The sequence below is a fragment of the Nonomuraea mangrovi genome, assembly GCF_042681425.1.
In the GTDB taxonomy this organism is placed as follows: domain Bacteria; phylum Actinomycetota; class Actinomycetes; order Streptosporangiales; family Streptosporangiaceae; genus Nonomuraea; species Nonomuraea mangrovi.
Map to the genome: position 1 here is coordinate 104014 of NZ_JBHUFV010000016.1, position 21145 is coordinate 125158.

Annotated in this window: 18 protein-coding genes and 1 tRNA gene; 10 read left to right on the forward strand and 9 right to left on the reverse strand. The window is 69.4% G+C overall.

Annotated elements, in window-relative coordinates:
• Positions 1 to 211 precede the first annotated feature (211 nt).
• Positions 212 to 1687: a serine/threonine-protein kinase gene (locus ACFSKW_RS10630; protein ID WP_379571741.1), complete on the forward strand. Its 1476-nt coding sequence runs from the start codon at positions 212 to 214 to the stop codon at positions 1685 to 1687.
• Positions 1687 to 3132, forward strand: coding sequence for a serine/threonine protein kinase (locus ACFSKW_RS10635; RefSeq protein ID WP_379571743.1), 1446 nt, complete (start codon positions 1687 to 1689; stop codon positions 3130 to 3132). The genes ACFSKW_RS10630 and ACFSKW_RS10635 overlap by 1 nt, the downstream gene beginning before the upstream one ends.
• 851 nt (positions 3133 to 3983) lie before the next feature.
• Here ACFSKW_RS10635 and ACFSKW_RS10640 read toward each other — a convergent pair.
• Together ACFSKW_RS10640 and ACFSKW_RS10645 are read right to left on the reverse strand one after the other, a co-directional pair.
• On the reverse strand, positions 3984 to 4715 hold the full coding sequence (locus ACFSKW_RS10640) for a DUF7873 family protein (RefSeq protein ID WP_379571745.1): 732 nt from the start codon (positions 4713 to 4715) through the stop codon (positions 3984 to 3986).
• Positions 4716 to 5120: 405 nt separating this feature from the next.
• Entirely contained in the window at positions 5121 to 6134 is a 1014-nt protein-coding gene (locus ACFSKW_RS10645) for a YncE family protein (RefSeq protein ID WP_379571747.1), read from the reverse strand.
• 635 nt (positions 6135 to 6769) lie between these two features.
• On the opposite strand from ACFSKW_RS10645, the gene ACFSKW_RS10650 reads away from it, so the two are divergent.
• The 5 genes from ACFSKW_RS10650 (at position 6770) to ACFSKW_RS10670 (ending at position 11223) form a co-directional block, all read left to right on the forward strand.
• Positions 6770 to 7315 (forward strand): flavoprotein, encoded by a 546-nt coding sequence (locus ACFSKW_RS10650; RefSeq protein ID WP_379571749.1) that lies wholly within the window; start codon positions 6770 to 6772, stop codon positions 7313 to 7315.
• Positions 7316 to 7319: 4 nt separating this feature from the next.
• Entirely contained in the window at positions 7320 to 8534 is a 1215-nt protein-coding gene (locus tag ACFSKW_RS10655) for a helix-turn-helix domain-containing protein (RefSeq protein ID WP_379571751.1), read from the forward strand.
• Between the two features lie 630 nt (positions 8535 to 9164).
• Positions 9165 to 9500 (forward strand): hypothetical protein, encoded by a 336-nt coding sequence (locus ACFSKW_RS10660; RefSeq protein ID WP_379571753.1) that lies wholly within the window; start codon positions 9165 to 9167, stop codon positions 9498 to 9500.
• A 417-nt stretch (positions 9501 to 9917) separates the two neighbouring features.
• On the forward strand, positions 9918 to 10160 hold the full coding sequence (locus ACFSKW_RS10665; protein WP_379571755.1) for a hypothetical protein: 243 nt from the start codon (positions 9918 to 9920) through the stop codon (positions 10158 to 10160).
• Between the two features lie 517 nt (positions 10161 to 10677).
• A complete protein-coding gene (locus ACFSKW_RS10670) occupies positions 10678 to 11223 on the forward strand; it encodes a tyrosine-type recombinase/integrase (protein ID WP_379572101.1) in 546 nt (181 codons plus the stop codon).
• Here the strand turns inward: ACFSKW_RS10670 and ACFSKW_RS10675 are convergent.
• Positions 11180 to 11254 (reverse strand) — tRNA-Val (locus tag ACFSKW_RS10675). The two genes, ACFSKW_RS10670 and ACFSKW_RS10675, sit on opposite strands and share 44 nt — an antisense overlap.
• A 417-nt stretch (positions 11255 to 11671) precedes the next feature.
• Here ACFSKW_RS10675 and ACFSKW_RS10680 point away from each other — a divergent pair.
• Positions 11672 to 12088: an SsgA family sporulation/cell division regulator gene (locus tag ACFSKW_RS10680; RefSeq protein WP_183659751.1), complete on the forward strand. Its 417-nt coding sequence runs from the start codon at positions 11672 to 11674 to the stop codon at positions 12086 to 12088.
• A gap of 99 nt (positions 12089 to 12187) precedes the next feature.
• Here the strand turns inward: ACFSKW_RS10680 and ACFSKW_RS10685 are convergent, their stop codons facing one another.
• Entirely contained in the window at positions 12188 to 12742 is a 555-nt protein-coding gene (locus ACFSKW_RS10685) for a DUF305 domain-containing protein (protein WP_379571757.1), read from the reverse strand.
• Positions 12743 to 12909: 167 nt separating this feature from the next.
• Here ACFSKW_RS10685 and ACFSKW_RS10690 point away from each other — a divergent pair, with 167 nt between their 5' ends.
• Positions 12910 to 14334, forward strand: coding sequence for an LVIVD repeat-containing protein (locus tag ACFSKW_RS10690; protein WP_379571759.1), 1425 nt, complete (start codon positions 12910 to 12912; stop codon positions 14332 to 14334).
• A 234-nt stretch (positions 14335 to 14568) separates the two neighbouring features.
• Here the strand turns inward: ACFSKW_RS10690 and ACFSKW_RS10695 are convergent, their stop codons facing one another.
• The 3 genes from ACFSKW_RS10695 to ACFSKW_RS10705 are packed head-to-tail and all read right to left on the reverse strand — an operon-like array spanning position 14569 to position 17274.
• Positions 14569 to 15402, reverse strand: a complete 834-nt coding sequence (locus ACFSKW_RS10695; RefSeq protein ID WP_379571761.1) for an aminotransferase class IV — start codon at positions 15400 to 15402, stop codon at positions 14569 to 14571.
• Positions 15399 to 16400 (reverse strand): chorismate-binding protein, encoded by a 1002-nt coding sequence (locus tag ACFSKW_RS10700; protein WP_379571763.1) that lies wholly within the window; start codon positions 16398 to 16400, stop codon positions 15399 to 15401. Before ACFSKW_RS10700 ends, ACFSKW_RS10695 begins: the two co-directional genes overlap by 4 nt.
• Before the next feature lie 4 nt (positions 16401 to 16404).
• The gene (locus tag ACFSKW_RS10705) at positions 16405 to 17274 is read right to left on the reverse strand and encodes a LysR family transcriptional regulator (protein ID WP_379571765.1); all 870 of its coding nucleotides are present in this window, start codon (positions 17272 to 17274) and stop codon (positions 16405 to 16407) included.
• 57 nt (positions 17275 to 17331) lie between these two features.
• On the opposite strand from ACFSKW_RS10705, the gene ACFSKW_RS10710 reads away from it, so the two are divergent.
• Entirely contained in the window at positions 17332 to 18492 is a 1161-nt protein-coding gene (locus ACFSKW_RS10710) for a Rid family hydrolase (RefSeq protein WP_379571767.1), read from the forward strand.
• A gap of 113 nt (positions 18493 to 18605) precedes the next feature.
• On the opposite strand, the gene hutH is transcribed toward ACFSKW_RS10710, so the two are convergent.
• Together hutH and ACFSKW_RS10720 are read right to left on the reverse strand one after the other, a co-directional pair.
• Positions 18606 to 20156 carry a histidine ammonia-lyase gene (hutH, locus tag ACFSKW_RS10715; protein WP_379571769.1) on the reverse strand — a complete coding sequence of 517 codons (1551 nt, stop codon included), beginning with the start codon at positions 20154 to 20156 and terminating at the stop codon, positions 18606 to 18608.
• A gap of 217 nt (positions 20157 to 20373) precedes the next feature.
• Complete coding sequence (locus ACFSKW_RS10720; protein WP_379571771.1) at positions 20374 to 21132, reverse strand: class I SAM-dependent methyltransferase; 759 nt, start codon at positions 21130 to 21132, stop codon at positions 20374 to 20376.
• Positions 21133 to 21145 lie beyond the last annotated feature (13 nt).

The following is a 21145-nucleotide window of genomic DNA, read 5'->3' on the forward strand; positions in this document are numbered from 1 at the left end:
ACCGGACGGCGGGGCACGCCTCCCGAACACCACCGGGCGTAGGGGTGAAGGCCTGTCCTGGACGACCGGCCCCCGGCGTAGGCCCATGCCGGCACGGGTGGACGTGCCTTCGGCAGCGGGTGTGGGGTGATCAACCAGAGGCGCCCACAAATCCTGACTTATCCCGCTAAGGTGCTGGGGTTGATCTCGTCCGCCTCAGGAGTCACTCCTCATGCCGCACGTCGCGCCACTGCGTCAAGGTGACCCTGCCGCGATAGGCGCCTACCTGGTCATCGGCCTGCTGGGAGAGGGCGGGCAGGGCGTCGTCTACCTCGGCCGGGCCCCCGACGGCAGGCCCGTGGCCATCAAGGTCCTGCGCGAGGGGGTCGCCCCCGACGACCGCTTCGCCAAGGAGATCGCCGCGGCCCGCAGGGTTGAGCCGTTCTGCGTCGCCCAGGTGCTCGACGCGTCGCTGAGCGGCCGGCCGTACATCGTGACCGAGTACATCGACGGCCCCACCCTGCAGCAGGCGGGCCGCCACGGCGGCGCGGAGCTCCAGCGGCTGGCCGTCGCCACGGCGACCGCGCTGGCGGCGATCCATCAGGCGGGCGTCGTCCACCGCGACTTCAAGCCGGCGAACGTGCTGCTGGGCCCCGGCGGGCCGCGCGTCATCGACTTCGGGATCGCCCGCGCCGCCGACGCCGGGGCCACCGTGACGAGCGGCATCGTGGGCACTCCCGCCTACATGGCTCCCGAGCAGCTCGCCGGGGCGAACGTCGGTCCCCCCGCGGACGTGTTCGCCTGGGCGTCGGTGATGGTGTGGGCGGCCACGGGCGCTCCGCCGTTCGGCGAGGACACGCTGCCCGCGATCATCAACCGCATCCTGAACAACGAGCCCCAGCTGGGCGACCTTCCGCATCCGCTGCGCTCGATCGTCTACGCGTGCCTGGCCAAGGATCCCGCGCGGCGCCCGGCGATGCGGGACGTGCTCCTGCGGCTGCTCGGCGGCGCCGCGCCGGACGAGCCGACCGCGCCCGCGCGCGGCACGCCTCCCAGCCGTCGCGGCCGCGTCATCGTCGCCGCGGTCGCGGGCACCGCCGTCGTCGTGTCCGCGGCCCTGGCCGCCGCCGTCCTCTGGCGCCCACCCGCGGCGGACGGGTCGGGCGCTCCCGCGCTCGCCGCCGTCACCACGGGAACCCGCACGGCGGCCGACGCCTCGGGCACGCCGTCCAAGCGCGTCACCCCTCGCGCGAAGAAGACCCGCAGGGCCACCCCGTCACCCGAGCCGTCGCCCGAACGCACCCCGACCCCCAAGCCGACGACCGCCAGGCCGACGTCCACCGCCACGCCCTCGCCTACCGCCACGCGCAAGACCGCCGCCACGAGCGCGAGGTTCGACGTCCTGCCCATCGAGCTGTTCGGAGGTCCAGGGCAGAGCGGGGCGGACGGCTGCTACATGCCTCCGGTGCACTTCCAGACCACGGTGGAGTCGAGCAGGAAGGCGTTGTGGTTCACCTACCAGTGGATCGTGGACGGGAAGCGGGTCGCCGCCGGCAAGACCTGGGTCCCCGAGGACGACTACACCTCGTTCGTCACCGCAGGGCAGTACATGCTGAAGGAAGGCCGGCACACGATCACCCTCCAGGTCACCTCACCCGGCACGGCCGCCAGAAGCGTCTCGATCGACGTCTGCTCGCTGGACTACTGATGGCCTCGCTCTCGATCGGTCCCTACCGGGTCGTCAGGCAGCTCGGCGAGGGCGGCCAGGGCGTGGTCTATCTCGCCACCGCGCCTGACGGGCGGCCCGTGGCGGTCAAGACCCTGCGTGAGGGGTTCGCCGGCGACGACCGCTTCGCCAAGGAGATCGCCGCGGCCCGCAGGGTTGAGCCGTTCTGCATCGCGCAGGTTCTCGACGCGTCGCTGGGCGGCCGGCCGTACATCGTGACCGAGTACGTCGAAGGCCCGTCCCTGCACGAGGCCGGCCGCCACCTCGGCGCCGACCTGCAGCGGCTGGCCATCAGCACGGCCACGGCGCTGGCCGCCATCCACCGGGCCGGTGTCGTGCACAGGGACTTCAAACCCGCCAACGTGCTGCTCGGGCGCGACGGGCCGCGCGTCATCGACTTCGGCATCGCGCGAGCCACCGGCTCCGCCCTCACGGTCACCAGCAGCATCGTCGGCACCCCCTCCTACATGGCCCCCGAGCAGCTGGCGGGTATGGAGGTCGGGCCCTCGGCGGACGTGTTCGCCTGGGCCGGGGTGATGGTGTTCGCCGCCACGGGCACGCCGCCCTTCGGCAGGGGGTCGCTCCCCGAGCTGATCAGAAGGATCCAGTACGGCGAGCCGCACCTGGCGGACGTCCCCGACGCGCTGCGCCCGATCGTGGCCGACTGCCTGGCCAAGGATCCGGCCCTCCGCCCCACCATGCAGGACGTGCTCTTCCGGCTCATCGGAGACCGGCCGTCGGGAGGCGAGCCCACCCGCAGCCGCCACCGGCCCGCGCTCGTGGCGGGCGGGGCGGCGCTCGCGGTGGTCTGCGTGGCCGCCGCCGCCTGGGGTGCCGTCTCGTTCTGGCCGGACATCACCGGCACCGTCGCGGCGCTTCCCACGAGCCCCTCGAGCCCTTCCGCCACCACGACGGGCACCGAGGACCCCGCGGGCACGACCTCTCACGCCAAGCCCACCGACACGCACCCCGCGCGCCGTACCCCTCACCCCACCGCCGAGTCCGCAGGCAAGCGCACCGCGAAACCGGCCGCCACGACCCCCGGGCCCACCACGCGTCCCCGCTCCCCGCGCCCCAGCTCCACACCCACGGCCCCGCCCGCCGCACGCACGAGCGAACCGACCGCCGCCAGTGGCGGCGTGACCTCGGTACGGCTGCGCTACGAGGGCTTCCAGCTCGGAGACTGCTGGCGCTCGGACACCAACATCTTCGCCGACGTGAAGGGGACGGGCACGATCAGCTACCGATGGACGGTCAACGGGCAGAGCATGGGCAGGCACGACGGCAGCCCCTCGGACAAGATCTTCCTGGGCTCCCCCACCTGGAAGCAGCCGGGCACATACCGTGTGATCTTCCAGGTGATCACTCCCGTGAGCCGGCGGCAGAGCCTCACAGTGAACATCTGCGACTTCGACAAGGGCTGGTAGTGGACGCGCGAATGAGGCCGCAACCCCAGTGACATAAGTAGATTTATGGGACTATTGGGGCCCTGGATCCCTGCCCTGGCGCATGCTCCCGCCGTCCGCCCCCACCACACGAGCCCGACGGTTACAGCGAGTCGCGCGGCGACTGACGGCTCGAGGGCGCACCAAGACATCCTGCTCCGGCTCGCGCGGACCCCGCCGACCCCCACGGGCTCCATTGCGCGGATACGGCGAATGCATGCCCAACCAGGTCAAACCGGGGCTGCCATGTCCGGATCACCCCGGAGATCACGAACGCCCCGAGGAGGACGCGAAAGTCACAAGGTGTTGGCTCCCAAAATCGGCCCTGCGGCTCCTTCCCGACGGGAGGGAGGTCATCACGCCTGCAAGATCAATGAACGCGCCAGCTCCCAAGACATGACCGGGTACCGCGTCACGCTCTGATCGACAAGTCGGCGCTCCGGCATGGAAAGCAGCGGTCCCCCGGCCTACCCAAGCCGGGGGACCTCGAATGTTGCCGCCACATGTGAGTGCCAGCGGCGTTTAAGAGGGCAGGTCAGTCCTGACGATGTGCGCCCTGCCATTGAGCCACCGGGGCGCGGAGAACCCCGGGCCGGATTCGAACCGGCATCTCAACAATCATCGCCCGCCCTCGGTTGATCTGGCACTCGACGGTCAATGCTGAGTCTCGAGCGAGAATCTGAACTTGATCGGCCGCCTCTTCCACTTGGGCTACCCGGGCCCGTTTGTGCCCGGGGAAGGTTTCGAACCTCCACTTGAGCCGTTCGTCAGCTTCAGCCTGAGCTTCAGCTTTGCGCTTTCGCGCACCCCGCGCTCAACGGGGAGTCTTCAGGTTAGGCGAAAAGGTACGTGAACACGGCGTCGCCGACCTGCCGGTCCTCGACAGCCGCGCCGTTCGCCTCTTCGCGGGCGAACTTCACAGCATCTTGCAGCTTCTGCACCCGGGCGAGCAGTTCGTTGACGCGGCGGGCAGGCAGCGCACCAGAGAACGCCGTCTTGGTCCAGTAGCCGACCACGATGTCCTCGGTGAACACCTGAACCTGTGCCGGATGCTTGTCGGTTGCCTCCGCAAGGACGTGGTTGCGGGGCACCTTCTTCGTGCGGGTCGTCTTGACCGGCTCGGTACGCCACGTCTCGGCGTTGTCGTCGAACGTCCACGTCTCTGCCGGGTCGAGCGTCGGCAGCTTCGAGATGAACGTGTGCAGGTCGACGAGCTGCTTCTCCAGGAACAGCAGGTAGGTGACCGGGGCGCCTTCAATCAGGGCCTGGCCGTCCACCACCACGTCCGCCTTGGCGACCGTGTTCGTCCAGTCCTTCGTCGCGGTCACATCGAACAACCGAATCATCGCCTTCGCCACGTCGGCAAGGACCTGCTCGGCCTTCACCTGCACCCTGGTCGACTCGGGCGGTAGTTGCTCGCCTTCGTCGTCGATTGGCTGGTAGGTGCGCGACAGGCCCGACAGCAGCGGAGCCTTCTGAATGACGTGGTAGGCGTCAGTAACCGCACGCTGGCTGCCGGCCTTGACGCCTTTCTCCACGGCGAGGATCTGATTGAGCTTGGTCACACGCAAAACCCTAGAGGCAGGCATGACGTGTCACACCCGATTATTGATCAGGTCAGGAAATGTCAGTGCATGTCCATGAGCGATGCGCTGACGCGCTACCTGCGGGCCCTCTGCGCCGCCGCGTCCCGGCACGGCTTCGAGCAAGAGGCCGCGTCCGCTCTTGGGTGCCCTCGGCCGCGGGCATCGTCCTGCAGACGAACTCCCGCCCACGATCAGGCACAGCCGGCGCACGAGCTCGGCGAGTTGGTCGTGAGCGTCCGACGGCGAGGCGAGCTCGGGCGAGGAGGGTGGTGGGCGAGAAACTGACGGGACGAGGCGGCTCTCCGTGTGTAGCGGAGAGCCGTTGTCGCGTCTCAGACCAGACGATCTGGAAGGCGCAGAGAGCGGACGTACGTCCGTACGCCGTCAGCCCAAATGGCGGCGTGCATCACCTGGTGACTTCCACCGTTTTGGTGGCGCTGCAGCTTCGACTGTCTGGAGTGTTGTCGTAGTCGACCTTGTAGGTCCACGTGGTCTCGACCCTGGGGACGTCGGTGAAGGTGAAGGTGCCGTCGGCGTCCGTGGAGGCGTCGGGCAGCGGCGCGAAATCGTTTTCGCCCCAGGCGCGGCGGGAAACCGTGAGCGTCTGCACGCCGGGAGCGGTGCCGTCAGGCCGGGTGAGCTTGCCGGTGAAGGTGGCGGGCTTGAACCGCGTTTGCCGTAGGAGCGGGCCTTGGTGAGGGTGGTCAGGTCCCAGGCGTCGAAGTCGTTCGCAGATCCAGGTGTCGTGTAAGCCGTCAACCCGTCCGGGGCGAGGGTGACCTGACCCCATCCGTTCCACAGCTGATGGTCGTAGGAGTTGATGGTGCCGCGCAGCGTTGGCGTGCCGTTTTGGATGTCGTACACCCGCAGATCCCAGAAGTCCGCCACCACCAGCGTGTCCCCCGCAGAGGCGATCTTCGGCGCATCGACGAGGGGGTTGGTCGGGACGGGGACAGGGTCCGGTATGGACGCGGACAGGTCGACGCCGACGGCGCCGCCCGAACTGTCTGCCGGGCAGCCGTAGGAAACCCAGAGCTGGTGCTCCGCCAGTGCGAGCCGGCTGGGGCACTGGTACGGGGCGAGGGGGATCCTCCGGATGATGCCGAGGTCGGCGGTGTTGATTTCGGCCACCTCGTGTGAGCCTCCGAGGGCTGCGTACAGGCGGGTGCCATCAGGTGTGGTGACCAGGTCTCTCACGTCGGATAGGCCGGTGATGGCACCGGTGAGCCTGCCTTCGGTGTCTGCGACGATGATGCGGTCGTCCATGGAGGTGAAGACTTTGCCGCCGCCAACGGCGATGTCGCCTGCGATGTCGAATGACCCTGTGGCGTTGTCCAGAGGGGTCAGGGAATCGGCCGCGGTGGCGGTGGTGGCCTGGGAGACGGCGAGACCGGCCATCAGGGCGATGGGATGCCAAGAGTGGCCAGTCTGCGGGTGAACTGGGACGGTCTGCTCGTGTACGGCACGCAACCGGGAGCGGACGACCCTGTCGACGGCTTCCGGCTCGGGGTGTCACACGGCCGCCCGGAGCGGGCGGGCGGGGATGGTGTGGGAGAGGCCGTAGGTCTCGCCGCCCTGGCCGTCGTCCTCGCCGGGGATGGGCGTGCCGTTGGAGAGCATCTCCCGGCTGGTCGGTTCCTCGACACGACCGTCACGGAGACCGTGTACCGCAGGTAGCTCAGACCGGTGATGTTGGAAGGCGCACAGGCGATGGACCGGATCTTGCCCTCGGATGGATGGTCCTCGGGAGATCGAAAAGGCCGCCCCGCGTGTTGCGGAGCGGCCTTCGAGATGGTGGGCGATACTGGGATCGAACCAGTGACCTCTTCGGTGTGAATCAGATCCGCTAGTGGGTAAAAGGGCTCCTGACCTGCGACCGATGTCCCTGGTGATCTCCCACTGTCCCGCTCGTTCCGTGGGCGTTGTCACTCATTTCGTCACCCGCCGCCGAGGGGCACATCACCCCGGCGTCGAGGTGCTGCGGCTGCTCATCGATGGGATGCCAGCGAGCCCCTTGATTAGGATCACGCTATATGGAGCCCCTCGAAGGATCGCGCGGAGTTCTCTACGTGATCGCGTGCGCTGCCCCTGCCGCCGCCGACCTTCATCACCTGGTTCCTCTGGCCCAGACGTCGGGATGGCAAGTACATGCGGTCGTGACGCCAACGGGCGAACGCTTCGTCGACATCCCGGAGTTGGAGCGCCTGACTGGTGATCTCGTCCGCAGCACCTACCGCATGCCGGGTGAACCCAAGGGGCTTCCTCCTGCCGACGCGGTGATCGTGGCTCCTGCGACCTTCAACACAATCAACAAGTGGGCGAACGGCATCGCCGACACGTTCGCCGTCGGCCTGCTCTGCGAGGTGATGGGGTTCGGTGTGCCGATCCTTGCCGTGCCGCTGCTCAAGGACGCGCTTGCGCGGCATCTCGCCTTCGGCCGCAGCCTGGCCGCCCTCCAGGAGATGGGCGTGAGCGTCCTGTTCGATCCCGAGGCGCCGCCCGAGTCACGCATGCCATCCTGGGAAAGAATCATGCAGGAGCTGCACACCGTTGTCGGGGGTCGACAGACACAGGGGTGATGGCGTGGATGCCCGCAAAGAGATCGGTCAGCGCATCGCTCGGGCTCGCCGTCGCCGTGGACTGTCCCAAACCGTCTTGTCCGGCCTGGTCGGCCGCTCGGAGAGTTGGCTCAGCCAGGTTGAGCGGGGTCAGCGGGCCGTGGACAACCACACGGTGATCAACGCTCTGGCCCAGGTCCTCGGCCTGGCCGTCGATGAACTCACCGCGAAGAAGAGCAACACGATGACGCGCTACCAGGCTGCATCCGCCATACGACAAGCCATGATGAGCTATGACGGCCTCTCCTCGCTGATAGACCCTCGGCATGCTGAGGGCTCGGTTGAGAGCTTCGTATGGCTCCGACACGAGATCGCCAGAGTGAACGGCCTCTATCAGGCCGCGCGCTATGACGAGGTCGGCAGGAGGCTGCCCGGACTGATCGTGGCTACAGAACTCGGCAGTCGTTACGCTCCCGCCGCCCGACGCAGGACGTATCAGACGCTCCGGTCACTCACCTACCACTCGACAACGACGACGCTCCAACGTGTGGGAGACCCGGAACTCGCCTGGGTGGCAGCTGACCGGTCGCTGGCTGCCGCGCAAGAAGCCGGTAGGCCACTCCTGGCCGCCGTGAGCGCATACCGCCTCGGCTACGTCCTGGTACGGCTGCGCGAGACACATCAGGCGTTGCGCGTCGTGCTTCAGGCTGCTGATGCCTTGCAGCGCTCCGTACGACGCCCCACCTCGCGCATGCTGCCGGTGATCGGCGGGCTGTATCTCGGAGCCGTCACCGCTGCTGCTGCGGCCTACGATCACTCCGCGGTTCGCGACTTCCTCGCCCAAGCTCGTCATATCGCAGACGCGCTCGGAGAAGATCGCAACGACTTCTGGACGGCGTTCGGTATGACGAACGTGACCATTCATGAGGTCTCAGCGGCCGTCGAGTTCGGAGATGCGCGGGGAGCCATCGGAAAGGGAGAGTCGCTCAACCTGGGCGAGCTGGCTCCAGGACTCGTCGGGCGGCGGGCTCAAGTACACCTCGACCTGGCTCGGGCCTACGCGTTGCAACGGAAGGACGCCGCTTCCGTCAACATGCTCCTCGATGCAGAGCGGCTGTCGCCCGAACTCGTGCGGTACGGCGAGCATCCCCGAGAGTTGCTGACGCAGTTGCTCAAGCGCGAGCATCGCGCCAGCACGCCGCAGCTTCGCGAGTTGGCTCACCGGGCGGGCATCGTCTGACCCGGACTTTTGTGCGGCTTCTCGACCTTCACATCGGTACGGGTTCCGGCCATCAGCCGTACCTACGGTTCCTCCTGCGCGACGTGATCAGTCGCATCCCCAACAGGAGTGAAGGCCGCACATGCAGGACGAACAGAGGGGTACGCGCGATCAGTGCGCCTGTTGCCCCACTCAGAGAGCGTCCATCAGGCCAGTAGCCACAAGGCCTTCGGCTGCGGAGGCTGCGGAACAGCTCCGGTCATCCCTGGCGGACCTCGGCATACCCGCTGACGTTCATGAGGGGCCGGGTCTGGCGCTGGTGTCGGTCTGGGTCGAGTTGGTGGTGCAGTGTGACAGTGAGTGGTTCTGGTGGCGGTCCGGATGGGATGAGCGACGCAACCGTGCCATCTACGCCCGCCACCCGGCGACAGAGCCGTCACGCGCCGCTCGGCGGATTGTCTTCCGCTATGACGGCCTACGGCGGACACGGCCGCTGTCGGCCGTATCTGATGACGTGGGAACTGCGAGCAAGGCTCCGAGGTGACATCGCCCCTGCAAGCGCCGGGGGTGCGGGCCAAGATCGTGGACTTGCTGCACAGTCCGGCTCGGACCCGTGCCTCTGGTGCGTGGCTGGTGGGTCAGCGTGGAACCGTGGTCATGGTCTTGCGTACCGGCACCTTGGCTCTGTTCGAGCTCGACTCAGAGGCCGAGGATCTGCCGGGCGGCGTTCGGCGCTGGCCGGTCCACTGGGACGACCTGCTCGTGTACGGCACGGAATCCGGGTCGGACCATCCCTGTGGCGTCTACCGACTCGGGCTGTCCGGTGCTGGACGGCAAGCGGTGCAGCACGCCGTACCAGTCGACACGAAGATCAGCTTGTGCGGGGAGCCGGTGTACCCGTTGCCGGTGTGCGGCTGGTCGATACCGTTCTCGCCCACAACGGATCGGGCTTGCCCCGACTGCATTCACCTGGCCGTGATCTCGTGAGCACGGCCATCGAACGAGCCGGGGCGTCGTGCCGTTGGTCGTGGGTCGGTTCATCCCACGGCCCACCCCTCCCCCCGCCCCCGATAGCTGCCAGATTGTGTGGCCCGACCGAGGTGTCCACTCCGTCTCCGGATGCCGTCAGGGTGCGGCTTCCACGCGGCCTTCACCCATGGCGCACAGGCGGAGTTGACGCCGACCGAGGGACACGAACAATGCGGTGTCGGGGGCGGGGGTACGGACCTCAGCCCGTGATCCATGCGTCTTCGGAGTGCAGCGGCCGGCGCCCATGCGAAGCACCCCGCAGGGGCCGCGTAGCGGTGGGGGCCGGCGGCGGAACGGCGCTCTAGGCCGCGCCTTCGCGATCTTTAAGGTCTGTAGGCTGCCGGGATCGTTGATCGACTGCTCCAGGAGCGGATCATGGCCGAGCACGCGAAACCGGGCAATTTGAGCCGTGAGGAAGCCGTTGCCGTCGTGCAGCGGATCATGGACGTCGACTATGTCAACGAACGGGAAGCAGATCTCTTGCTGGAGGCGCTCGCCCGCTCGTTGGGATGTCCTCAGGGCCACGTCTCCGATCTGATCTTCTGGCCCAAAGGGCCTGAACCTACTGCGGAGCAGGTGGTTGATGAAGCTTTGGCCTACCGGCCCATCGCGCTCTGACTGCAGGTGCCGTGGATCGTCACGCCGCCGCGGAGCGGGGGCGGTGCGCGCCGGGACCGGCCCCCAAGGCCGCACGCCCGGCGCGCAGGCCGCCCGGAGCGGGCGGCGGCGTGGCAAGCGGAGCGAGCCCTTGACCCAGTAAAGAAACTCTGAGCCAGTCACAGCGCGAGCACGATGAGGCCGTCCGGGCTCATCTCTGGCCATCCGGTCTGCTCGTTGATCGCGGGCTGGGTGTGGGTGTGGTCGATGGCGGCAGTGCAGGCAAGAGACAAGGTCAAGCGGAACGCCGTGCTCCTGTGTGACGTCCCCAAGGGCAAGCCGGATCAGCCGTCCAAGTCGCTCACGCTGGACCAGGCGGCGGCCGTGCTCAACGCTGCGGAGGGAACACTCCTCCACGCGTACGTGGTGCTGTCCTTGCCGATCGGAGCACGCACCGAGGAGCTGAGGGCGCTCACCTGGTCGCACGTCGATCTGAAGGGCAAGGCTGAGAGCTCCCCGCCCGCTCCCCCCGTCGATCATGGTGTGGCACTCGGTCCGCGCGGGTGGCGACACCAAGACAAGGAGGTCACGGCGCACGCTCGCCCTGCCCAAGCGATGCGTCGACGCGCTCGCCCTGCACTTCACCCGACAGCGAGCCATACGCGAACGGATCGGAGACCCGTGGCAGGACAACGACCTGGTCTTCTGCACCCGGTTCGGAACCGAGTTAGACGCGGGCAACGTCCGCAGGGCGTTCAAGGCGATCACGAAGAAGGCGGGGCTCGACGAGGCTGAGTGGACTCCACGCGAGATGCGGCACAGCTTCGTCTCGCTGCTGTCCGACGAGAGGGTGCCGTTGGAGAGCATCTGCCGGCTGGGCGGCCCCTTCGACACGACCGTCACGGAGACCGTGTACCGCAGGCAGCTCAGACCGGTGATGTTGGAAGGCGCACAGGCGATGGACCTGATCTTGCCCTCGGATGGATGGTCCTCGGGAGATCGAAAAGGCCGCCCCGCGTGTTGCGGAGCGGCCTTTGAGATGGTGGGCGATACTGGGATCGAACCAGTGACCTCTTCGGTGTGAACGAAGCGCTCTCCCGCTGAGCTAATCGCCCGCCCTGTCCGGCCCCTCGCGGCGCCGACGTGGAAAACCATACCGCACTTCCCGACCACTCGCGAAGCGACGCGTGCCGGAGGGGGATTCGAGCCAAAGGCGGCGGTTGCCCGTCAGCATGGTGGCTCGTTGGCATACCATCGAGCTGTTCCGGAAGGCCCAGATCGCCCGAAAGGTCGTGCAGGGCACGCCGGAACGACGCCAGCAACGCGCAAAACCCTCGCAAACATCATCCAAGTTAATGATGTTTAGCCAGGTAGATGCCCAAATGTCCAGCTGTGAGTTGCGTTACAGAAGGGCCTGGAGGCGGAATCTTTCCTACAGGTTTCTTCGTTCCGCGTCATAGCTCCGGACGAAGTCCGTCAGAGCAGTGAAAGCCCCGAAGAGGGGACCGTACGACGAAAAGGTTTGGCTGACGATGAACAGCACCACCGTCTCCGCCGAGCTTGGCCTTCGGCTTGTGGTCCCCGACCGTACCACCGTCCCCCTGCTCGCCGGACTGAGCTATACAGCCGACGACCCGTATGCCATCCGCATGGCCTTCCACGTAGGGAACGACGAACCGGTCGAGTGGATCTTCGCCCGTGAACTGCTGACTGTAGGCATCGTGAGGCGTGTAGGCGACGGCGACGTGCAGGTGTGGCCCGCACGCGCCGACGGCGAACGCACGCTTCACATCAGCCTGACGTCACCGTTCGGACAGGCGCTCTTCGAAGTCCCGCTGGCACCTCTCACCGAGTTCCTGCACCGCACGTACGACCTCGTGCCCGCAGGCCGGGAGACCGATTTCATGGATCTGGACGCCGAGCTCACCAACATGCTCTGGCCGTCCTGACCGATCCCCGTCCCCGTCAGAGACGTCGCCGCGCGGTCCTGGCACGACCGGCGAACCCCTAGAAGCCAGCGCCTCCCGTGATGCCCGCACCGGGGCCGTTCATCGGCCCGGGTGCGGGCATTCTGCTGGGTCCGCGCAGAGTCCGTCGAGGATCTCCTTCATGCGCGCCACCTCGATGCCCTGGCCGGAGTAGACGTCCCTCGCCATGAGCCGCATGCGCTGGTCCCTGCCGCCGGACAGCTCCTCCCCTGCCATGCGCATCGCGCCCTCGTGATGCCTGATCATCAGCTGGAGGAACAGCCGGTCGAAGGCGGAGCCGCGCGCCGCGCGCAGCATGGTCATGTCCGCCGGCGAGGCCATGCCGTAGGAGCCGGGGGCGTGCGAGCCGTGATCGGGTAAGGCCGCTCTGCCGAGCGCGTCGAGCCAGTCCCGCATGACGGCGATCTCCGGCTTCTGGGTGAGGGCGATCTGCCGCGCCATGAGACGCACGCCCCTGGCCGCCGTCCGCGGCTCGACCAGCCCCGCCATCTCCAGCGCCTGCCGGTGGTGGGGGACCATGGCCTCGGCGAACCGCACGTCGGCCGCCACGGCCGACCAGTCGCGGGCGGGAAGCCGCTCCCCCGGCTTGGCCGTACGGCCGGGCCCTCCCGGCATGTCCGGGACGATCACGGGAGCGCCGGGGCCGACGGCGGAGGGCCCCTCTGGCGCCGCGGCGCACCCCGTCAACGTCAACAGCACCATAACGGTGCCGACAAGTCCGCCCGTTCGGAACCAGCCTGACATAGCTTCCATACTGGGTCACGATTCCGAAGGGGGCGCACGTGAAGTTTTCCAGGCTGGGTGGCGTGGGGGCACTGATCCTGGTGTTGTCGGCGTGCGCGTCGGCTCCACCGCCCTCGCAGACCCAGCGGGCGGCCCCCTCGGCGTCCGCCTCCTCCTCGCCGACGGCTTCGGCCGCCACGACCCCGGTGAGCGACGGAGGAGAGGTGATGACGAGCGACAACGTCAAGCTGGTCGCCAACATGCCGCGTGAGGCTCCGCTCGACGGCGGCATGAACTGGAACTCCGACCTCGCCTTCCAGGGCGACTACGCCTTCGTCGGCAACTTCGGCGGCTTCACCGTCTACGACATCAGCGACCCCACCAAACCGAAGACGGTCAGCAAGGTGGCGTGCGCGTCGCAGCAGAACGACGTGTCCGTCCACGGGAACCTGCTGTTCCTGTCGGTGGACGAGGTCCGCACCGACGAGACGTGCGCCTCCAAGGCGGCGGGCATGGGCGGCTCCGAGGGCGGCACGCCGTGGGAGGGCATCCGGATCTTCGACATCACCGACAAGGCGGCGCCGAAGTACGTGAGCTCGGTGGCGACCGAATGCGGCTCGCACACCCACACCATGGTGCCCGGCAAGGACCCCGACACCCTCTACATCTACGTCTCCTCGCCAGGTCCCGAGCCGGACTCCGCGACCTGCCCCGCGCCGCACCAGCTGATCCAGATCGTCGAGGTGCCGGTGAAGAACCCCAAGGCGGCCAAGATCGTGGGCTCGCCCGACATCTTCCCCAACGGACAGGGCGCGGACTCGTTCATGTCGGGCTGCCACGACATCACCGCCTACCCGGAGAAGAACCTGGCCGCGGCCGCGTGCTTCGGTGACGGGGTGCTGCTCGACATCACCGACAGGGTGAAGCCGAAGGTGCTGCAGCAGGTCGAGGACAAGGAGAACTTCCAGATCTGGCACTCGGCGACGTTCAACAACGACGCGACGAAGGTCATCTTCGGCGACGAGCTCGGCGGCGGCGGAATGGCCACCTGCGACACCAAGACGCCCGCCACGAAGGGCGCCAACGCGATCTACGACATCGTGGGCGGCAAGCTGGAGCGCCGCGCGTACTACAAGATGCCCAGGGAGCAGACGGACAAGGAGAACTGCGTCGCGCACAACGGGTCGCTGATCCCGGTCAAGGGCAAGGACATCATGGTTCAGGCGTGGTACCAGGGCGGGGTGTCCATCTGGGACTTCACGGACTCGAACGCGCCGAAGGAGATCGGGTTCTTCGAGCGCGGCCCTGAGCGCGGGGACGCGATGATCGCGGGCTCGTGGTCGGCGTACTACTACAACGGCTACATCTACTCGAGCGACATACTGCGCGGCCTGGACGTCATCGAGATCAACGACCCCCTGACGGATCCGGCCAAGTCGGTGCGGATGACCGACTTCAACGTGCAGACGCAGAAGACGTTCTGACGGACGGACCCGGCGGGAGCCGGGTCAGGAGTGACGGTGGCGGCGCGGGCCGTCCGCCGTCACCTCGCCCGTCGAGCGAGAGACCTCCTCGCGTGAGGGGCGACGTGACGGCGGGGACCGGAGTCCCGCCGGAGCACGCGTGATGGACGGACGGTCACCGGTGACCGCGGTGGCCCGAGGCCGGCGGGAGCCGTACCGGATCGGCCGCCTGCGGCCCGCGCCGGAGCGGGGAGATCAGCGCGGGTCGGGGTCGGCGGCCGCGCGGACGGCGAAGATCTCCTGAGCCTTGGCCGTGACGGGCCCGGGCGCGGACGGCAGCACGGTCCCGTCGACCAGCCTGATCGGCTGGATGTCGCGGGTGGTCGAGGTCAGGAACGCCTCGTCCGCCTCGTACACCGCCGACAGCGGCACGTCGACCTCCTCGCCGCCGCACCACTCCAGCGTCAGCGCGCGGGTGACGCCCGCCAGGCAGCCGGAGGCCAGCGTCGGGGTGATCAGGCGCCCGCCCTGCACGAGGAAGATGTTCGAGCCCGTGCCCTCGCACAGGTCGCCGGCCAGGTTGCCGAAGATGGCCTCGCCGCCGCCGCGAGCCTTGGCGTAGGCCAGCGCCTTGGCGTTGTCGCCGTAGGAGGTCGACTTCACCCCGGCCAGCGCGCCACGCTCGTTGCGCGGCCACGGGACCACGGTCACGTCAGCGGTCAGCGGGAAGGCCGCCTGCTCGCCGACGATGACGATGGCGGTCGTGCCCTGGTCGCCACGGTCGGAGCCGAGGGGTCCAGGACCGCTGGTGTAGGTGATGCGGATGCGGCCGAGCGGCCATGCGGGCGCCGCGGCCAGGCAGCGGCGCACACCGGCGGCGATGGCGTCGACGTCCGGCTCGGGCAGGTCCATGCGCTGGGCCGACAGTTTGAGCCGGTCGAGGTGCCTGGTGAGCGCGAACGACTCGCCGTTGACGCACTTGACGGTCTCGAAGACGCCGTCGCCGACCATCAGCCCGTGGTCGAACACCGAGACGGTGGCCTGCGCCGGGTCCAGCAGTTCCCCGTTGACCCAGACGGGAACGTTCATCGATTTCCTCCTGAGGATGCCAGATGGATGAGCCGCGACGCCTTCAGCTCGGTTTCGCGCCATTCTCCGCGAGGGTCGCTGCCCCAGGTGATGCCGGCGCCCGTGCCGAAGCGGATCTCCCCTGAGGTGATCCAGAACGTGCGGATGCCGACCGCCAGCGCGGCCGTGCGCCGGTCGGCGTCGACCCAGCCCACGGCCCCACAGTAAGGCCCTCGCGGCTCGGGTTCGAGCTCATTGATGATGCGCAGGGCCGAAGATTTGGGCGCACCCGTCACCGAGCCGGGCGGGAAGGTCGCGGCGAACAGCTCGGCCCATCCGGTTCCCTCGGCCAGCGTGGCCCGTACGGTCGACACGAGGTGGACCAGGCCGGGGTGCTCCTCGACCGCGCACAGCGACGGAACGGTCACCGAGCCGACCTCGGCGACCCTGCCGAGATCGTTGCGGACCAGGTCGACGATCATGACGTTCTCGGCGTAGTCCTTGTCCAGCAGGTCGGCGGCGGTGACGCCGGTTCCCTTGATGGGCCTGGACTCCACGGTGGAGCCGTCGCGCGAGAGGTACAGCTCAGGCGAGGCCGAGACCACGCTCAGCCCTGGCACGCTGACCACGGCGGAGTAGGGGGCGGGGTTGCCCTCCTGGAGCCTGGCAGCCAGCGCGAGGGGGTCGGCCGCCGGGGCGAGCGGCGCGGACAGGACGCGGCAGAGGTTGGCCTGGTAGACCTCGCCCTGCTCGATGTAGTCGCGGATGCGCTGCACACCGCGTTCGTAGGCGGCCTGGTCGAGCGAGGTGCGCCATTCCTCCGGCGCGGGCCCGTGCCATGCCCCCGACGAGGGGAGCGGCGCCCGTCGTACGTCGTCGAAGCGGGCGCAGGTGACCTTGCCCTCGTAGTCGACCACGACGGCCCACCAACCGGCGCTGTCGAGGGCGGCCAGGTCGGTGGTGAGATCCCTGAGCCTGGTCGCCAGGAGGCCACCGACGTGGGCGAAACTGTCGTGCACGACCCTATTGTCCCAGTATTCCGACCAGCGCCAGCGCGGACGGCAGCGGCACCTCCGGCAGCGCCGCGTAGACCTTCCTGCGCGGCCCCTCCTCGGAGATCGGCCGGACCACCAGGTCGCCGGGTACGGCGCCCGCCGCCAGCTCGGGCACCAGCGTGACGCCGAGCCCGGCGGCGACGTAGCCGAACTTGCCGGTCCATTCGGCCACGCGCAGCCCGCCACGCGGCGTGAACCCCGCCCTGGCGCAGGCGGCGGTCAGGATCGTCGGCTGGCCGCGGGGGGCCGCCTCGATCCAGGTCTCCTCCGCCAGGTCCCGCAGGTCGATCACCTCGCGGCCGGCGAGCCTGTGCCCTGAGGGCAACGCCACCAGCAGCCTCTCCTCCAGCAGCAGCACCGTCTGGGCCGCCGACGGCAGGCCCGCCGGGTAGTCGCTGACCACGGCCACGTCGAGGGCGCCGGCGTCGAGCCGGTCGAGCAGCCGCCCCGACAGCCCCTCGGTCAGGCGCACCTCGACGCCGGGGTGGCGCTCGCCGAACGTCTTGAGCGCCTGCGGGACCATCGAGACGTTCGCGGTGGCGAAGGCGCCGACGCGCAGCGTGCCGCCGCTGCCCCGGTGGATCGCGGCCAGCTCCTCCTGCGCCCTGTCCAGGCGGTCGAGGACGGCGACGGCGTGCCTGCGCAGCGCCTCACCCGCGGGGGTGAGCCTGACGCCCCTGGCCAGCCGTACGAACAGCGGGCCGCCCGCGGCGCGCTCCAGGGCGGCGACGCGGCGGGACACGGCCGACTGGGTGTAGCCGAGCAGCTCGGCCGCGGCGGTGAAGGAGCCTTCGCGGGCGACCTCGTCGAACAGGCGCAAGTCATTCGTCTCAAGCATGGCTGGCATGCAGCCTAGTCGGTGGTGGAATGGCTCGCATCACGCTTGAATCTGGACGTGATTGCATTTCTCGGACAGGGACGCATGGGCGTCCCCATGGCCCGCCGCCTCGTCGAGGCCGGGCACCAGGTGACGGTGTGGAAGCGCGGGCTCGGCCCGGTGCGCGCGGCGGTGGAGGGCGCCGACCTGGTCATCACCATGTTGCGCGACGGCCCCGCCGTCGAGGAGGTGCTGACCCAGGCGCTCGACGGGCTGCGGCCCGGGGCGACGGTGGTGGAGATGTCCACGATCGGGCCCGCGGCGGTCCGTCGGCTGCGCGACCTGCTCCCCCCGTCCGTGGCTCTGGTGGACGCCCCCGTGCTGGGCAGCGTCGGCCCCGCCGCCGACGGCACGCTGAAGGTGCTGGCGGGCGGCGACGTGTCGGCCTGCAGGTCGGTGCTGTCCGTCTTCGGTGACGTCCTCGAACTCGGCCCGCTCGGGGCGGGCGCGGCGCTGAAGGTGGCCGTCATGGGTGCGCTGGTGCCGGCGCAGGTGCTGCTGGCCGAGACGTTCGCGTACGGCGAGGCGCACGGGGTCTCGCGGGAGGCGCTGGCCGGAGTGCTGGCCGGGACGCCGCTGGGCGCTCTGGCGTCGCGGATCGCGGCTCCGGCTGACGAGACCAGGTACGCGCTGGAGCTGGCCGCCAAGGATGTGCGGCTGGGAGCGTGGGAGGGGGCGACGATGGCGGGCGCGGCGCAGGCTCGGCTGGAGGCGGCGGTGAGGGCGGGCTTCGGTGAGCGGGACCTGACGTCGATCGCCGGACACGTCGCCGCGCCACCCGCGCACGCGGGGCCCCGCGCGGTGCCGGTGAACCCGGGGAGCGTGCCCGCCACCAACGGGTTCTACTCGCACGCCGTCCGCGTGGGCGACATGCTCTACGTCTCCGGCCAGGCCGCCTTCGACGAGCGGGGCGACCTGGTCGGCGAGGGCGACATGGCCGCGCAGGCCGAGGCGGTCTTCCAGAACATCGGCAAGATCCTCGCCGACCAGGGGGCGGGTTTCGAGGACATCGCCTTCATCAGGACCTACCTGACGGACATGGACCAGCGCTTCGCGTACGGGCAGGTGCGCAGGAAGTACATCACCGGCACCCCGCCGGCGAGCACGACCGTGGAGGTGTCGAAGCTGTTCATGCCGGGGCTGCTGCTGGAGATCGACCTGATCGTCGCCCTGCCCTGACCTCGGGAGCGCGTGGCGGGCCGCCACGCGCTCCCGAGGAGTGTCACCCTGGACGCGGGCCCGCCACGCGCCGAGGGCGGGCTGCCGGGTGCCTGCCGTACAGGCCGCGGCTCCTACGCCAGCGGGCCGGTGACCGACTCGGCGGCCGAGACGACGGCGCCGTCGGCCACCAGGCGCACGACGGACTCGATCTCGGGCGCCAGGAACCTGTCGGGGCCTGGGCCCGGCACGCTCTCGCGCAGCGCCCTGACCACCGCGCCGGTCGCGGGGGCCGGCTCGAGTGGGGCGCGCAGGTCGATCGCGCGGGCGGCGGTGAGCACTTCCACGGCCAGCACCCGCGTCAGCCCGTCGACCGAGCGACGCAGCTTGCGGGCGGCCGACCAGCCCATGGACACGTGGTCCTCCTGCATGGCCGAGCTGGGAATCGAGTCGACGCTGGCGGGGGCGGCCAGGCGCTTCATCTCCGAGACGACGGCCGCCTGGGTGTACTGGGCGATCATGTGGCCCGAGTCGACGCCGGGGTCGTCGGCGAGGAAGGCGGGCAGGCCGTGGTTGCGGGCCACGTCGAGGAAGCGGTCGGTCCTGCGCTCGGACATCGAGGCGACGTCGGCGGCGACGATCGCCAGGAAGTCGAGGACGTAGGCGACAGGCGCGCCGTGGAAGTTGCCGTTGGACTCCACGCGACCGTCGGCCAGGACGGCGGGGTTGTCGACGGCGGAGGCCAGCTCCCACGTGGCGACGTTCGCGGCGTGGGCGACGGTGTCGCGGGCGGCTCCCGCGACCTGCGGCGCGCAGCGCAGGGAGTAGGCGTCCTGGACGCGGGTGCAGGCGCTCGGGTCGCGGTGGCTCTCCATGATGCCGGAGTCCTTCAGGACGCGGACCATGTTCGCCGCCGCCAGCGCCTGGCCGGGCTGGGGGCGCAGGGCCTGCAGCTCGGGGGCGAAGACGCGGTCGGTGCCGAGCAGCGCCTCCACGCTCATGGCGGCGCTGATGTCGGCGGTCTTGAGCAGCCTGGTCAGGTCGTCGATGGCGAGGATCAGCATGCCGAGCATGCCGTCCGTGCCGTTGATCAGGGCCAGGCCCTCCTTGGCCGCCAGCTCGACGGGCTCGATGCCGGCCTGCTTGAGCGCCTCGGCGCTCGGCCCGACCTTTCCTGACCTGTCCCTGACGACGCCCTCGCCCATCAAGGTCAGGGCGACATGGGCGAGCGGCGCGAGGTCTCCCGAACAGCCCAGGCTGCCGTATTCGTGGACGACAGGGGTGATGTGCGCGTTCAGGAGGGCGGCCATGGTCTTGGCGGTCGTCGGACGGATGCCGGTGTGCCCCGTGGCGAGCGTGTGCAGGCGCAGCAGCATCAGCGCGCGCACCACCTCCGTCTCGACCTCGGGCCCGCTGCCCGCCGCGTGCGAGCGCACCAGCGAGCGCTGCAGCTGGGCGCGCAGCTCGGGGTCGATGTGCCGGGTGGCGAGCGCGCCGAAACCGGTCGAGACGCCATAGGCGGGGGTCGGGCTCTCGGCGAGCTCGTCCACCCGCTGGCGGGCGGCGGAGATCGCGGCGATGGCGTCGTCCGTGAGCTGGACGGGGGCACCGTGTCGGGCCACTCGGATCACGTCGGTGAAGGTCAGCGGCTCAGGCCCGACGTTCACGACTTCGTTGTCGCGCATTTTGCACTCTCTCGCTCAGGTAACCGGCGTATGTGATGTTAGCTCCTTACAGGACATGGCCCCCGCTATGCCTCTCATGCCCCACTCGGGAACGAATCACCACAACGGAGCCAGCGGGACGGGCCTGGTCGGCGAGGAGCCCGCCGACGGCCGCGAAACGGGCCGCGCGAGCACCGGCTTGCGCGGCCACGTCTCGGCGCCGACCCAGGGGGACGGTCTAGACACCGACCACCGCGCACAGCAGGCGGTTGTTGCCGCGCTGCCATAGGGTGCCGATCTCGGCGAATCCGGCGCCGCGCAGGGCCTCGACATGCGTCGAGAGCAGATTGGACTCCGAGCCGCTGTGCGCGGCACCCGCCGTGCTGCGGCCGGTGTTGAGCGCCGACAGGGCGGGGTCGGCGGCCACCGCCTCCCACCACTGCCCCCAGCCCTCCGGGCGGTCGCCGGCGAAGAACCGCTCGGTCTCCATGTCGTGTACGGCGCGCTCGAGCCGGGCGATGGACGGCGTGGCGTCGTCGGAGTCCAGGTGGTCACCGTTGAGCAGCAGCCCGCCAGGCCTCAGCACCGAGGCGAGCTCGCCGTACATGACAGCCAGTTCGGGCGCGGAGAGCCAGTGCAGCGCGGTGGTGCTCACCGCGGCGTCCACCTGCCTGTCGAGGCCCAGCTCCCTGCTCCAGCCGGGGGTGCGCAGGTCGAGCGAGACGAAGTCCAGATGGGGATAGGCGGCGCGGCCCAGGCCGAGCAGCAGCGGATCGGCGTCGACGGGGATCACCGTGGCCTTCGGCAGGCGCTCCACCAATCGGGCCGACAGCGAGCCAGGGCCGCATCCCAGGTCGATGACGAGCGGGTCGGGACGCCCGATCGCCTCCACGGCGTCGATCAGCGCGGTGAAACGCTCCTCGCGGTCGGGCAGGTAGCCCTCCTGCTGGCGGTCCCAGCGCGCGATCCATTCCTTGGCGGCATCGTTGGTAAGCACGAAGATCTCCTTG